17 protein-coding genes are annotated in these 12471 nt (G+C 71.5%); all 17 read right to left on the bottom strand.

The features are described from left to right. Positions 1–11: 11 nt before the first annotated feature. The 17 genes from NI25_RS06665 to NI25_RS06745 all read right to left on the bottom strand — a co-directional run bounded on the left by NI25_RS06665 (position 12) and on the right by NI25_RS06745 (position 12413). The gene (locus tag NI25_RS06665) at positions 12–878 is read right to left on the bottom strand and encodes a DUF317 domain-containing protein (RefSeq protein WP_061441559.1); all 867 of its coding nucleotides are present in this window, start codon (positions 876–878) and stop codon (positions 12–14) included. A gap of 28 nt (positions 879–906) precedes the next feature. Then, a complete protein-coding gene (locus tag NI25_RS06670; RefSeq protein ID WP_061441560.1) occupies positions 907–1536 on the bottom strand; it encodes an HAD family hydrolase in 630 nt (209 codons plus the stop codon). Next, a complete protein-coding gene (locus tag NI25_RS06675) occupies positions 1533–2684 on the bottom strand; it encodes a hypothetical protein (RefSeq protein ID WP_061441561.1) in 1152 nt (383 codons plus the stop codon). Before NI25_RS06675 ends, NI25_RS06670 begins: the two co-directional genes overlap by 4 nt. Continuing rightward, positions 2681–3925 (bottom strand): ATP-grasp domain-containing protein, encoded by a 1245-nt coding sequence (locus NI25_RS06680; protein ID WP_061441562.1) that lies wholly within the window; start codon positions 3923–3925, stop codon positions 2681–2683. The genes NI25_RS06675 and NI25_RS06680 overlap by 4 nt, the downstream gene beginning before the upstream one ends. A gap of 50 nt (positions 3926–3975) precedes the next feature. Then, positions 3976–4278, bottom strand: coding sequence for a hypothetical protein (locus NI25_RS06685; protein WP_054100383.1), 303 nt, complete (start codon positions 4276–4278; stop codon positions 3976–3978). Between the two features lie 29 nt (positions 4279–4307). After that, the gene (locus tag NI25_RS06690; RefSeq protein WP_289625165.1) at positions 4308–5495 is read right to left on the bottom strand and encodes an MFS transporter; all 1188 of its coding nucleotides are present in this window, start codon (positions 5493–5495) and stop codon (positions 4308–4310) included. Between the two features lie 44 nt (positions 5496–5539). Continuing rightward, positions 5540–6055, bottom strand: a complete 516-nt coding sequence (locus NI25_RS06695; RefSeq protein WP_061441564.1) for a hypothetical protein — start codon at positions 6053–6055, stop codon at positions 5540–5542. Next, a complete protein-coding gene (locus tag NI25_RS06700) occupies positions 6052–6894 on the bottom strand; it encodes a winged helix-turn-helix transcriptional regulator (protein ID WP_061441565.1) in 843 nt (280 codons plus the stop codon). Before NI25_RS06700 ends, NI25_RS06695 begins: the two co-directional genes overlap by 4 nt. A gap of 47 nt (positions 6895–6941) precedes the next feature. After that, the gene (locus tag NI25_RS06705; protein ID WP_061441566.1) at positions 6942–7355 is read right to left on the bottom strand and encodes a hypothetical protein; all 414 of its coding nucleotides are present in this window, start codon (positions 7353–7355) and stop codon (positions 6942–6944) included. Positions 7356–7365: 10 nt separating this feature from the next. After that, a complete protein-coding gene (locus NI25_RS06710; protein WP_061441567.1) occupies positions 7366–7809 on the bottom strand; it encodes a hypothetical protein in 444 nt (147 codons plus the stop codon). Beyond that, the gene (locus NI25_RS06715) at positions 7806–8288 is read right to left on the bottom strand and encodes a hypothetical protein (protein ID WP_061441568.1); all 483 of its coding nucleotides are present in this window, start codon (positions 8286–8288) and stop codon (positions 7806–7808) included. Before NI25_RS06715 ends, NI25_RS06710 begins: the two co-directional genes overlap by 4 nt. Positions 8289–8384: 96 nt before the next feature. Continuing rightward, positions 8385–8705 (bottom strand): SH3 domain-containing protein, encoded by a 321-nt coding sequence (locus NI25_RS06720; RefSeq protein WP_061446785.1) that lies wholly within the window; start codon positions 8703–8705, stop codon positions 8385–8387. A 181-nt stretch (positions 8706–8886) separates the two neighbouring features. Next, positions 8887–9630 (bottom strand): hypothetical protein, encoded by a 744-nt coding sequence (locus NI25_RS06725; protein ID WP_061441569.1) that lies wholly within the window; start codon positions 9628–9630, stop codon positions 8887–8889. Positions 9631–9655: 25 nt separating this feature from the next. Further along, positions 9656–10354, bottom strand: coding sequence for a hypothetical protein (locus NI25_RS06730; RefSeq protein ID WP_061441570.1), 699 nt, complete (start codon positions 10352–10354; stop codon positions 9656–9658). An 18-nt stretch (positions 10355–10372) separates the two neighbouring features. Continuing rightward, complete coding sequence (locus NI25_RS06735) at positions 10373–10858, bottom strand: hypothetical protein (RefSeq protein ID WP_054100375.1); 486 nt, start codon at positions 10856–10858, stop codon at positions 10373–10375. Next, positions 10855–11406: a DUF4913 domain-containing protein gene (locus NI25_RS06740; protein ID WP_061446786.1), complete on the bottom strand. Its 552-nt coding sequence runs from the start codon at positions 11404–11406 to the stop codon at positions 10855–10857. Before NI25_RS06740 ends, NI25_RS06735 begins: the two co-directional genes overlap by 4 nt. A 251-nt stretch (positions 11407–11657) precedes the next feature. Beyond that, positions 11658–12413 carry a DNA-methyltransferase gene (locus NI25_RS06745; protein WP_061441571.1) on the bottom strand — a complete coding sequence of 252 codons (756 nt, stop codon included), beginning with the start codon at positions 12411–12413 and terminating at the stop codon, positions 11658–11660. Positions 12414–12471 lie beyond the last annotated feature (58 nt).

A 12471-nucleotide genomic window follows, 5' to 3' on the forward strand; every position in this document is an offset into this window, starting at 1 on the left:
GTTGAGTGGAGTCAGCGGCGTTGGCCGGGCAGGGCATGTCGGCTGGTGGTGCTCCAGCGCGGAACGCTGGCCGCGGGAAGCGCGGCCGGGCGGCGGGACGCTGCGGCCCGCCGGACGTCGAGCGGGGTGGGCGTCGGCGGAGAGGGCGGGTGGATCGGGGAAGTCTGGGCGTGGTCCTTGACGTAGCTGGAAGTGTCGTCCCGCCATCGAGGCAGGGGTGCGGGGTCGGCCACGGCCTCGGTCACAGCTCGCAGAAGGGCTGCGGGGGTGTCGGTGCTGGCCGTGGCGTACCAGTAGGGCCGAGCTGAGGAGGTGCCGGCCCACAGGTGCCAGCGCGCGTCGCGGGTTTCCAGCTCGATCGCCGGGTCGAGGTCGCCGGTGGTGTATTCCAGCGTGGCGAGCCCGTCGGGTGCGGTGATGGCGAAGGTCCTTAGATCCGGGCGGTCGAAGCACCAGCCTCGATTGATGAGCGGGTCAACGGCCTGGAACGGGTCACGGTCGGTGCTTCCGGCAAGCGGGCGGGCAAGGTAGCGGTCTGGGCCCTGCCGGTACGCCTCGGCGAGGGCGGTGGTGAAGGCAGTGACGAACTCCGTGGGCGCGCTGTCGTTGAAGCAGACGCCCCAGGCCGGTGGGCCGAAGGCGTCCTTGTAGGCGTTGATGCGCCACAGGCCGTCGTCGTCGCCTTCGGGGAGGTAGCCGAGGCGGACCTTGCCGTCGAGGGCCGTGAGGTAGGCGTTGCCGAGGTGGTCGTGGTGCAGATCCCAGCCGAGGTCGCGCAGCGGGTCGAGGCCGGGGTCGCTGACCGCGGTGGAGCGGGCCAGGTGGCGTGGGGAGACGTAGACGTCGCCGTCGATGGTGTCGTGGTCGTCGTGGGGCACTGAATCCTGGGGGGGAGGAGGAAGCGGGTCAGTTCGGGGGCTGCAGGGCGGCTGCGAGGTCGGTGGGGTGGCCGGTGTAGTGCAGGGTGCGCAGGCCCAGGTGGCGGGCTGCATGGCAGTTGTCGTCTCGGTCGTCCACGAAGAGGACGCGGTCGGGGTCTGCGGCGCCGGTGGCGTTCATCGCGTGCTGGTAGGCGGCCGGGTCGGGTTTGCAGACCTGGAGCCGGGCCGAGTAGAAGGCGTGGCTCATCAGGCGGCGCCACGGGCGGCGGTCGAGGACATCGCTGAGGTGGCGGGGTGCGTTCGACAGCAAGACCAGCGGCAGCCCGGACTCGTGGGCCTGGTGGAGAACATCGATGACGTGATCGTCGATGGACGTCCACATGTCGGTATCGGCGTCGCGGAGTCCACGCAGCCTGCGGGCACCGGGGTGGTGGCCGAGGACCGTGGCCCAGTACGCGAGGTCGCTGAGGTGGCCTGCGTCGTAGGCGGTGCGGGCGTTCCAGAAGGCGTTCTGGAAGGCGGGGAGGCCGTCCTCGGGCCACAGCGCGGTGCGGGCCAGGCGGAGCCACTGGTCGGTGGTGGGTTGCAGGCCGATGACGCCGTTGTAGTCGAGAATGACGGCGTCCAGGCCCGCGTGGGCAGTGGTGGGCGTCAAGGGGTGGTGTTCTCCAGGGCGCGGTGGGCGAGGACGGCGACGGCGGCTGCGAGGAGGGCGGGCAGCAGCAGGGCCGTGGGCAGGGTGGTGGCGCTGGCCAGGGCTCCGATGAGGGCCGGGCCGGCGAGGAGGCCGAGATAGCCGGTGGCGGTGACCGTGGCCACGGCCTTGGCGCCTCCGGCGCCGGCCGCGGTGATGAGCGAGGGGACGGTGGTGGACAGGCCGAGTCCGAAGACCGCCCAGCCCGTCAGCGCCAGTGGGGTGCTGTTCCCGATGACGCCGATGGTGAGTCCGGCCGTGGCGAGAAGGGCTCCGGCCCGTACGACTGTCGGGGCGCCGAAGGCAGCGGTGAGCCGGTCACCGGTCAGCCGTCCGGCCGCCATGGCCGCGCTGTACAGCGCGAACGCGGTGGCGCTCGCGGCCGTCGGGGCGCCCAGGGTGTGCAGGTGCACGGCGGCCCAGTCAGCGGCGGCTCCCTCGCCCAGCAGGCTCGCAGCGGCCAGGGCGGCCAGAAGCCAGAGCTTCCCCGGCGACGAAAGCAGGGGCAGCTTCCCGGCGCCAGCGCGCATTGCGGGTCGCTCTGCGCCGCTCAGGCTTCGGGTGACCGGCACCGCTGCGACAGCGGCCCCGGCCAGGAGGGCGCCTGTTGCGGTGAAGAGTGTGCTGTGCGGGGCCTGGGCGGTGAGGGCGGCCAGGGCGGCGCCGGCGAGGGCGCCGAGGGAGTAGGCGGCGTGAAGACCAGACATGATGGGCCGGCCGAAGGCGTTCTGGCAGCGGACGGCCGCAGTGTTGGCGGCCACATCGAGGACGCCGTGCGCGAGACCGAACGCGAGAGCCGCCAGCAGCAACGCGGACAGACTCTCGCCTTGTCCCACGAGGACGAGGCACCCGGCCAGGGCGATGGACCCACTGGTGAGCTGGGCTGGTAGCCGCGCCGGGCGGGCGTAGCGGCCTCCGAGCTGCAGTCCAGCGACCATGCCGACGGCGGCGGCCAGCAGGACCAGGGCCAGCCCTGCGGTGCCGAGGTGGGCAGCCTGCTGCACGGCGGGCATCCGGGCGCCCCACACCGCCATGATGGCCCCCAGGCCGAGGAAATAGCCGGTCAGCAATGCCCGGCTATGCCGGTCAGCCGCAGACACCGCGCTCACGCCGCAGCGCTACGGGGGCCGGAGGTCCGGTCGAGGACCGCGGTGACGGCACGAGCAGCCTGGTCGGCGCGTGCACGCGCCTGCTGGCCGGTGGTGGCAGTGGTGATGAGGTAGCCGATCCGGCCGGTGTACAGGTTTCCTCCGTCGGCGGGGAGGAGGAGCTGGTCACCGGGGCGGCACTGGTAGTGCACCCGGTCCAGCCACGTCGGGCGGGGCCCGTCGTAGGTGAGGTGGGTGAGGGTGCCGGAGGTGTCCGGATAGAGGAGCCGGATGGCGGCGGCCGAGGACCTGGTGGGCGTGAGGTCGGGGGTGCGGTCGCAGGCGATGTCGGCGGCGGCACGGACCAGGTCGATGCCGGTGGCGAGACGCACGAGGTGGCCGATCATGTCTCCGGCCAGGCGAGCGTTGACCTCGATGAGGCGGGGCCTGCCGTCGACGAGGCGCATCTCTATGTGGCTGACGCCGTCGGTGATGCCGAGGGCGTTGATCGCCGCCCGGGCGGCCGGCGCGACGGTCTCCCGGAGCGGGTCGTCGGCGTCCACACTGTGGGCCAGCTGCTCGAAGTGCGGCGGAGGGCTGATGGTCTTGCGGTTGACCGCCACCACCGTGGTGGCGCCGCGGTAGGTGACACACTCCACGGAGATCTCCGGCCCGTCGAGGAACTCCTCGACGAGGACGCTGGTGCTCTCGGTGCCCTGACCGGCCGTCCGTTCGGCCGCCCGGTAGGCGGCCGTGAGCTGGTCGCGGTCATCGACGCGGAGCACGCCGATGGCACCCGCGTGTGAGGCAGGCTTCAGCACTACGGGATAGCCGATCCGGTCGGCGGCGGCTTCGGCCTCCTGCCGGGTACGCACGCTCACCGAAGCGGCCGAGGGCACGCCGTGGCGGGCGAACAGCGACCGAGCGGTGGCCTTGTTGCGGCACCCCTGCATCACTTCGGGCGAGGTGGTGGACAAGCCGAGCTGGCGGGCGAGTCGGGCGGTCGGGACCACACTCCACTCGTCCCAGGTCATGACACCGGCGAGGTCGTGGCGTGCGGCCAGGGCCCGGCCCCCCGCCAACAGCGCGGCAGGATCGCTGAGGTCCACGACGGCGTGATCGGTGATGTGTGGCTTCTCCCACGAGGGTTCGGTGCCGGTGAGCAGCACGACTCTGTAGGCGTCGGCGACCTGCTCAAGGCAGTAGCCGCGGTAGTTCTCATCTCCGGGAGCGACGACAAGTACAACAGGGCGAGCGGGCAAGAGGGAATTCTCCGTATCAAGGGACGGCAGGGCAGGGAAAAGGGGGTGTCTCAGGCGGCGCGGCGCCGGCGCAGCTCGAACGCGTGGGACCAGTGGGGGTGGTCGTCGATGAGGCGACGGGCGTAGAGAGCGGTGAAGTTGTTGTTCAGCCCGGCGACGCCGTACGGGAGTTGACGTCGCAGGTCTTCGAAGAGGTCCTTGAGGCTGATCCGGGTGGCGCCGGCGGCCAGGCGGCGGGCGGCCATGCGTTCGAGGGATCGGTACACGTGCGGGTTGCGGGCGTCGAAGGCGTGGAACTGCTCGGTGATGGTGCGGCCGGTCGCTCGGTGCGACCCGAGGGCGGCGATGGTCATAGGGGTCCTCCACGGGCGGGACAGCCGGGTCAGGCGCGCAGGGCAGGGTCGGTGCGCAGGCGGGCGAAGGCGCAGAACAGGCCGAGGGTTTGCAGGGCGGCACAGGCGGTGATGACGTGGCCCAGCGCGTCGGGCGGGGTGAGCGCGGTGAGCACGCCGGCGAGGGGGAAGGGCAGCAGGAGGATGAGGATGGTGGCCGACAGGGTGCTGCCGAATGCCTCCGGGGGGATCAGGCGGGAGCGCAGGGTGCGCAGGACGACCGCCAAGCCGCCATCGGCTGCCATCAGGACTGCGACCATGACCAGGTAGGACAGGTAGTCGGGGGCCAGGGCGGCTGCGAGACAGGCGAGCGAAGCGATGACGGAGCAGGCGACTCCCACCGGCCACAGGCCCAGGCGGTCCAACGCGAACCGACAGACGGTGACGGCCACCAAAGTGGCCGCCGCTGCGGCGGACCACACCAGGCCGACGGCCGTGGTGGACTGCCCGAAGTGCTGGACGACGATCACCGGACCGGCTGCCTGGAGAAGGCCGATAGACAGGTTGGACAGGGTCAGCCCGGCCACCAACCAGCCGAGCGCGGGGAGCGCGCGGATGGTGCGCCACCCGGTGACGAGCCCGGCGCCGGGCCGTCCCTTCGGCGCGCGGGCCGGGGCCACGGGTGAGGGCGGTGTGCGCAGGGCGAGCAGCGCGGCAAGCAGCGAGAGCACGGTGACCACCGCGAGCATCGACGGCGGCCCGGCGAGCAGCAGCACGCCGGCGAGCGCCGGTCCGGCCAAGGTCGCCGTCTGGTCGATGCCGAGCAGGGCAGCCTGGACACGGTGAGCCCGAGGTCCCGCTCGGCGGCCGGCGGCGGCACCTGCAGTCTCGACGGCGATGTAGCTGAACTCAGTGAGCACACCGGTCGCCGCCGCCAGCACCATCACCGTCACGCTCGCCGCAGCACCGGACGGGTAGAGGTACAGCAGGACAGCGCCGGCGGCGAGAGCCAGCGCCCGTCCCAGGGAGGCGAGGTGGAAGACCACCGAGGCGCCGCGTCGGTCGACGATCGGCCCGGCCCACCCGAACGCTGCCAGGCGCGGGATCCACTCCAGGGCGAAGGCGGCCCCTGTCAGTACGGCGGATCCAGTCGTGGCCAGAACGAGCAACGGGATGCCGTAGGTGGACATCGCGAATGCCAACGCGTCCGCCGTGCGCGGCAGGTAAATGCTGCTCATCAGCCCTGCCGTGTGGCGTGCGTGCCGGGGTGTGACCGCTGCGCTCACGCGGCCCGCTCGGGCTCGGCCCTGGTCACCTGGGGGTTGCCGGCCAGCCACTGGATCAGGTGCGTGCGGACGCGCGCTAGGTCCGCCTCAGCCTCCGCGCTGATCGGGTGCGCGTCGGGCAGGGGTGCGGGGCGGTCGGCGTTCCCGGGGGTGAGTGAGGGTGCCAGCAGGCCGAGAACGTGCTGGATGCGGCTGCTGAACTCGCAGACGGCGGCGGGGGCCGAGTGACGCCGCGCCCACCGGGCTAGCGCGTCGTACAAGTCGGCCAGTTCCATCCCGGAGTCCGTGAGTTCCAGACCGGCGCCGGACGCGACCCGGACGAGGCCGTGGGCACGGGCCGTGTCGGATGCACTGCGCAGTTGGTGCGCGGAAAGGTCGGGCAGGGTGCCGGCGAGCCGTCGCGGCGGTATGGCGCCGTTGTCGTCGATCTCGGTGATCAGACGGATCAAGGAGCGTGAGGCCAGCAGGTCGATGACCTGGCGCGCTTCGGCAGGGGGGAAGGAAGTGCTCATCGGCGCGGGCCTCCCGCCGGGATGGCTGCCGTCGGGCGGCCGGTGGCAGCGTGCGAGAAGAGGTCGCGGTGGTGCCACACCGGGGACGACCCAACCGCCCGAGCAGGTGGAAGCGCCACGGGCGCCGGCCGTGACGGGCTGCTGACCCACGGCCTCGGCGCGCTCTTGGCCTGCGGCTGCCCCCAGACGGGGTGGCTGGCTGCCTGGTCGAGGGGTTGCCCGGCGGACCAGGCGGACAGCGTGCCGAGGACGGGGCCCAGGGCGTCGCCGGCGGCGGACAGCCGGTAGGGCCGGCCGTTTCCCTCGGTATCGGCCAGACCGTCGGCAACGAGCTGGCGCAACGGCGGATAGATGTTGGTCCAGTCGCTGCTGGGCATCACGATCCGGGCCAGAACCCGGCCACTGACCTCCTTACGCGACTTGAGCACCCACAGGATGGCGGCAGCATGGCGCCGGGTGAGCAGGGTGAGGCTGTCCTCGATCTGCTCGATCGCGGCCAGCGGGCGCTCCGCCTTCTCCAGGTGCTCTTCGGCCCAGGTGACGATCATCGGCAGGATCGGCAGCAGGGCAGTGGCTCGCTCGGTGTGGCCGTAGGTGACGTGCCGTGCGGTGTGTTCGGTGCGCTCGACGAGACCGGCGTCGCACAACGACTTCAACTTGGGGTGGAGCTGGCCGTTCTGCAGCCAGGACACCTTGGCCGCCAACTCGCTGTAGCGCAGCGGCGGGCCGGAGAGGGCCAGCAGGATCCTCACGTTCCAGCGCGGGGTGATCATGGCGAGGGCCTCGGTGACCCGGGCGATGTCGGCGTCGGCATCGGGGGGCAGAGCGGTGATGGCCAAGGGAGGAACTCCTGGGTGAAAGAAGGGGGAATCGCCTGGGGGTCGGGTCAGCGGCTGTGCGCCGCGCTCTGCGCCATAAGGGGCGCGGCCGGAGCAGGCGGCGCGGGAGTCGGAGAGGCAGACGTCGGGGCCGGGACGCGGGCCAGGCTCTGCAGGACGGCTGCGACCGATGTGGCCTGGGCCTCGCGGACGGCGACGGCTTCGGCGAGCCGGCGGGTGCCGTCGAGGAGGTGGGACACCTCGTGCGGGCCGATCTGCCGCTCGGGGTGGACGAGCCGGGCCAGCTGGTCGCGGTGGAAGTCGATGCTGCGCTCGGCCAGGGCGAGGGCGCCGTGCATGCCGAGCAGGGCGGACAGCATGCCGGGGGGCTGGTCCTGTGCATGGGCTTCGAGGTCGGCGAGCGGTGCGCCGTACAGGTCCTCGATCCGGTCGGCTATGTCGGTGGACGTGAGGTGGGGCAATCGGGGGCTTTCACGGTCGGCGGGCCCGGGCCGCCCCGGCACGCTGGGGTGCCGGGGCGGCAGACGGGGGCAGGGTGGCGGTGGCCTTGAGCTGTGCCGTGCGAGCGGGCCGGGTTTGCTTTGCAGGCGGGGGCATGGTGCGCAGCAGCTCGCCGAGGGCTGCGCGGTAGCCGTCGCGGGCCTCCAGTGCTGCTTCCAGCCACTGCGCGTCGAAGCGGAGCTTGTCCGCCGACAGTTCGCCCATGTCCCGCTCGGGGTCCATGTCGGCATGGACGCGGTCGCGGACGCGGGCGACCTGCTCCTCGGTGAGCGCCAGGAACGAGCGCAGCTCCAGGGCACGGGCTAGCTCGGGTGAGGCATCGTGGCCGGCAGCAGCCTCGTACAGCTCGGGTACCGGGTTCCCGAAGACCTTCTGCAGGTCGGTGTCCATGGTGCTGGCCTTGTCCCGGCTCATCGGGCGAACCTTGCCGGCCGCCACGCCGACGCCGGCGCGGGTGTCCCTGCGGGACGATGGGGAGCGCTGGTCTGCACTGCCGGGCCGCTTCGGGGCCGGATGCGGGCCAGGCGCTCTGCGGCGAGGTCCTTCTTTCCCGGGGCGTCCGGGTCGAGGAGCCACCGCACGACCATGGCCCGGCCGTCGCGGGTGGTGACGGCGGCGTTCACCCGATGGGCGAGGCCCATCGTCGGGTCGTCGACCTCGCTGGGCTGGGTCTCAAGGGCGGCGAGGAGGTCGTCCTCTGCGCGCTCCAGCACGGACTGGGCCTCGACGAGAAGGCCGTGCCACTTGACGACGTCGGTGGCGTCGGGGTTCGCGGTCGGAGCGGCGGCGACCGCGGCCTTCAACTGGTCCATGCCCATGCCGAAGCGGGCCTCGATCCGTTCGGTGAGCACGCCCACGACATCCGCAGACTCCTCGGATATGCCGTCGGTCAAAAGGGATCTCCTGTTCTGGAAAGGCCGGTGCCTGCGGAATGTGAGGGGCGGCTGTACTCGATGCCCCCGCCGCTGGGCGGGACGTGCTGGATCCAGTCAGTCCAGACACATGCGGACGTCGCGGTAGACGTAGGTGCCGGAGACCCAGCCCTTGACGCCGGTCGTCTTGTCCGTGATGTAGAGCCAGTTGCCGCTCTTCTTGGACACGCTGAACTTGTGGCTCTTGTAGAGCACGCCGAGCGCGGTGGACTTCGAGCTGGCCTTGGACCGGATGGTCACGGCGTTGGTGTGCACCGTGTACGGGAGCGGCGGCAGGTTGTGGCAGCTAACGGCAGGGGTGGCGGTTGCTGCGGTGGGTTCGGTCGCGGCGCTGGCGGGAGTGGCGGACAGCGCCGGCAGCGCGAGCGTGCCGAGCATCGCCGCGGATATGGCGATTCGGGTGGAGCGCATGCGGAAGAAACCTCCGTGAAGGCGCAGGGAATGCGGGGAAGTGGCCGCGGGAGTTGTCCCCGGCGGCTGTATAAGAGTCCGGAGAATCGGCGGTTTGGCTAACCGGCGATCGTCGGCTATGTTGCGCCGCCCGCGACTGGAACAGCGCTCAGCGAGAGCGGCCGGGCGGATGCGGGGCAGGGGCCTTCGCTACACCTGCCGGGCGGCTGGGGGTGACTGCCGGGCGGACCGGCGGGAGCGGCCCGGCCTTGCCGGTGAGGCGGTCGTCGCACCACTGCAGGGCCTCTCCGGCCGTGTCGAAGCCGCCCTCCCGCAGGGTGTGCGTCCACGTCTCGGTATCGACCTCCTCGACCACCACGCGGAACGGGCTGGGGACTTGCTCGTCCTGTGCACGCAGTACCACGACGATGACCATGTCGTCCGGGTCGTCGCTGGTGTAGGAGTAGCCCATGGCGTAGTGGTCGCCGTCGCCGACGAGGCGTCGCTCTAGTGCTCGCGTGGCCTCGTCCGCCGGTGGCGGGCCCAGTTCGGGGTGGAGGCCGATGGCTTCGGGCGGGCAGCCGCGGTGGATGAGCCAGGACTGCGCCATCGCGGGCAGCGGCAGCTGAGCGTGCTCGAAGCTGAACATGCGCTTCTCGTGGTCCCGTTGCAGATGCACGGCGAGCACCTGGGGCATGCCGGGGCGTCCCCAGGTGGCGGTTCGGTCGAACAGCACGTAGTAGCTGTTCGGGCCGTCGTGGTGTTCGGCGAGGGGGACGAGCATGTCCTCGTGGACAGCGACCTTGCGGTAGAAGTCGAGGTACCTCTCCTCGTCGGAGTCGAGGTCGTCCAGCTCGAAGTCGACGTGGGGGATGGTCTTCCGGGCCGGCGCCGGTTCGGTGGGGGACAACAAGAGCCTTTCGGTGGATCGGTGCAGTTCAGCGCCGCTTCGCTGGAGTGGACGGCGGGGCACCGGGGCGAGCCGGGCTCGTCGGCGCATGCGTTGCAGGAGTCCGGCGGGCGTCCAGCAGTGCGGCTCGTCCGGCGTCGGTGAGGGAGACGGGCTGGCCGGCGTGCACAGGGTGGCTGGTGTCCCGGACGGTGAGGCCGGCGCGTTCCAGCTGCTGCATCTGGGGATAGGGGATGCGGGTGCCGGAGGAGGCGGTCACGGACAGTCGGCCTGTCAGCAGGTGTTCGTGGAGCTTGGCACCGCCGGCGATGGCGAGCAGTGCCGCCCGGTCGTCGGTCGAGAGTCGTCCTTCGTCGGGCGTCGATGCTGCGGCGGCGGCCTCGATGGGCTCCAGGGCGGCGAGCACCTCTTGGGCGGCGGCGTCGCGCGCGTTGGCGGCTTCCTCCAGCTGGTCCACGGTGCGGTCGATGCGTACGAAGAGGGCACCGTCGACAGGGAACTCACCGCTCGTGAGACGGTTGAGCAGCTTGAGGTAGAAGGTGACGCCGATCTGGGCGCTGGCCAGCGTGCGGTGCCGGTCGACCAGCTGGGCGTGCGGGTCGTCGAGGGCGCCGCGGTCGCGGTAGGTCCACAGGGTGTCGATGTCGTGGCCGGTGACCGCTTCGAGGCGGTGGTCGAGCTGCGTGACCGCACGCCGGGTGGGTGTCGGCGCGGGTTGAGGGTGCATGGGCGGCGCTCCGTGCGTTCAGCGGGTGGGATGGTGCGCGGGGTTGGGTGCGGGGCGGGGCAGGCCCGGCAGTGCGGCAGGCGGCGGACCAGGCCGGGGCTTGGGAGGACGGGTGGTCAGCTGCGGGGAACGCGAGCGGGCCGCGTGCGTCCGAGCGCTCAGCGGCCGGCGGGTCATCCCCAGGCGGCGGCCGACCTCGTCGTAGACGTCGTTGCCCGCACGCGGCCGTACCGCGACGACGTGGATCTCCTTGGGGTGGGCGGATTCCGCGGGCGCCGGGCGGACGCCGTAGACGACGCGCCAGTCCTTGCGGCGGTCCACGAACAGCTTCCGGAATCCCTCCAGGTCGCCGTCGAGGCGCTGTCCGAAGCGCTGGGCGTTCACGACTTCCTGCAGGTAGGCGAGGGTGAGGTCGCGGATATCGCTGGGGGCCTGAAGGAGATCGGTCAGCGCGCGAGGGTCGAAGCTCAGTCCGAAGGCGGGCTGTCCCGCTCCCGCGGTCATGGCGTCGGCTCGCCCGGCTCGGCAGTGCCGGCGCCATCCGCCGTGGCCGCGGTCTCGGTGCGCACGGACGGCGGCGGGCCGGGCAGGAGACGGTGAGCGGGCCGGTCGGGGGAGGTCATGCAGGCCGACAGCGGTCCGCCCGGCGCGCGAATCGTGGCGACGGCGTGGGTGAGGAAGTCGCGGTGCCACACGAACAGGCCGGAGAGCCCGGCTTCGGGGTCCTTGTGCTGCTGGTAGGCGAGCCACAGGGCGTGGAGCCAGGCCACGACGTCGTCGTGCTCCTGCCACTGCAGGCACCAAGGTGCCGCGGTGGTGACCTCCGCTCCGTAGACCGGGAGGAAGAAGTCGTCGACCCAGTCCGAGAGGGCGTCGAGTTCGTCTTCCCGTTCCTCCCCGTCGAGTTCCAGGATCGGGCGAGGCTCCGGCGGAACGGCGGCCGGAGGCCCGCCGAGTCCCGGCATACCGAACGCGGCGAACGGTGACCCGCTCGGCGCCGGCGCGGATGCGAGGTGGTCGAGCTGCTGAGCCTGTTGCGCCGACTGCTCCATGAGCCGCCGCACGCTCGCCTCGATTCCCTCCAACTGCGGATCCGGAATACGAACCGGCTCCAGCTCCCCATCGTCAGACGGCCTTGCGGATTCGGACATTGAAAGTTCAGCCTCCTACGAGACACGGGTTGGGAGAAAGGCGAAGGCGTCCTTGCACGGACCGGGCAGTGAAATTGCACGTCCGCTCCGGCGGTGCTCCGCCGGCGGCTCAGCAGGGAGCCGGTTGCGTTGGCGGCAGGAGAGGACGCGGCTCAGGTGGCGAGGACCACGTCGTCCTTGGTGAGGGTGGCGCGGATCGTCTCGGTGAGCCGGTCGGCCGCGATCGCCGCGTAGTGCTCGGTCTTCTCCACGCCGATGAAGTCCCGGCCTTCCAGCAGGGCGGCGACGCCCGTGGAGCCGGAGCCGGCGCAGAAGTCGAGGACCGTGCCGCCTTCGGGGCTGATCTTGACCAGCTCGCGCATCACCTCGACCGGCTTCTGCGTGATGTGCTGGCGCTTGGACCCCGAGGGCTGCGAAGCCGAGTACATACCCGGTAGGTAGACCGGGTTCCGGGAGCCGTCGATCGGCCCCTTGGACGCCCAGACGATGAATTCGCAGTTCTGGGTGAACCGGCCCTTCTGGGGCCTGGCCTGCGGCTTGTGCCAGGCCAGCACACCCCGCCACAGCCACCCGGCCGCCTGGATCGCGTCCGTCGTCGTGGGGAGCTGGCGCCAGTCGGTGAACAGCAGCGCGGTCCCGCCGGTCTTCGTCAGCCGGTGCGATTCGGTCATGATCTGCGTCAGCCAGAAGCCATAGGAGCGCTGGTCCATGTTCTCGCCGGTGAAGTCGGCAAGGTCGTTCTTGGAATCGGCGGAGGTGTACTTCTGCTTCGCGGAGCGGGTGGTGCGCTCCTTCGCGGTCCGGCCGCCGCTGTTGTACGGCGGGTCGGTGATGACGGAGTCGACGCAGCCGTCCGGTAGGCCGGAGAGAACGGCCAGAGCGTCGCCCTGGTGCAGGGAAAAAGGCAAAGAGGAACCCCTATTCGGGTGCGGAAATCGCGGAGGGAAACACCGCCTCGCACAAGCG

The organism is Streptomyces sp. CCM_MD2014 (genome assembly GCF_000772045.1).
Lineage (GTDB): Bacteria > Actinomycetota > Actinomycetes > Streptomycetales > Streptomycetaceae > Streptomyces > Streptomyces salinarius.

Coding starts and splice junctions, on each gene's coding strand:
- NI25_RS06710 (WP_061441567.1), bottom strand. CDS start 7,809: ATGAGCCGGGACAAGGCCAGCACCATGGACACCGACCTGCAGAAGGTC.
- NI25_RS06685 (WP_054100383.1), bottom strand. CDS start 4,278: ATGACCATCGCCGCCCTCGGGTCGCACCGAGCGACCGGCCGCACCATC.
- NI25_RS06730 (WP_061441570.1), bottom strand. CDS start 10,354: ATGCACCCTCAACCCGCGCCGACACCCACCCGGCGTGCGGTCACGCAG.
- NI25_RS06720 (WP_061446785.1), bottom strand. CDS start 8,705: ATGCTCGGCACGCTCGCGCTGCCGGCGCTGTCCGCCACTCCCGCCAGC.
- NI25_RS06735 (WP_054100375.1), bottom strand. CDS start 10,858: ATGACCGCGGGAGCGGGACAGCCCGCCTTCGGACTGAGCTTCGACCCT.
- NI25_RS06690 (WP_289625165.1), bottom strand. CDS start 5,495: ATGAGCAGCATTTACCTGCCGCGCACGGCGGACGCGTTGGCATTCGCG.
- NI25_RS06740 (WP_061446786.1), bottom strand. CDS start 11,406: ATGGAGCAGTCGGCGCAACAGGCTCAGCAGCTCGACCACCTCGCATCC.
- NI25_RS06695 (WP_061441564.1), bottom strand. CDS start 6,055: ATGAGCACTTCCTTCCCCCCTGCCGAAGCGCGCCAGGTCATCGACCTG.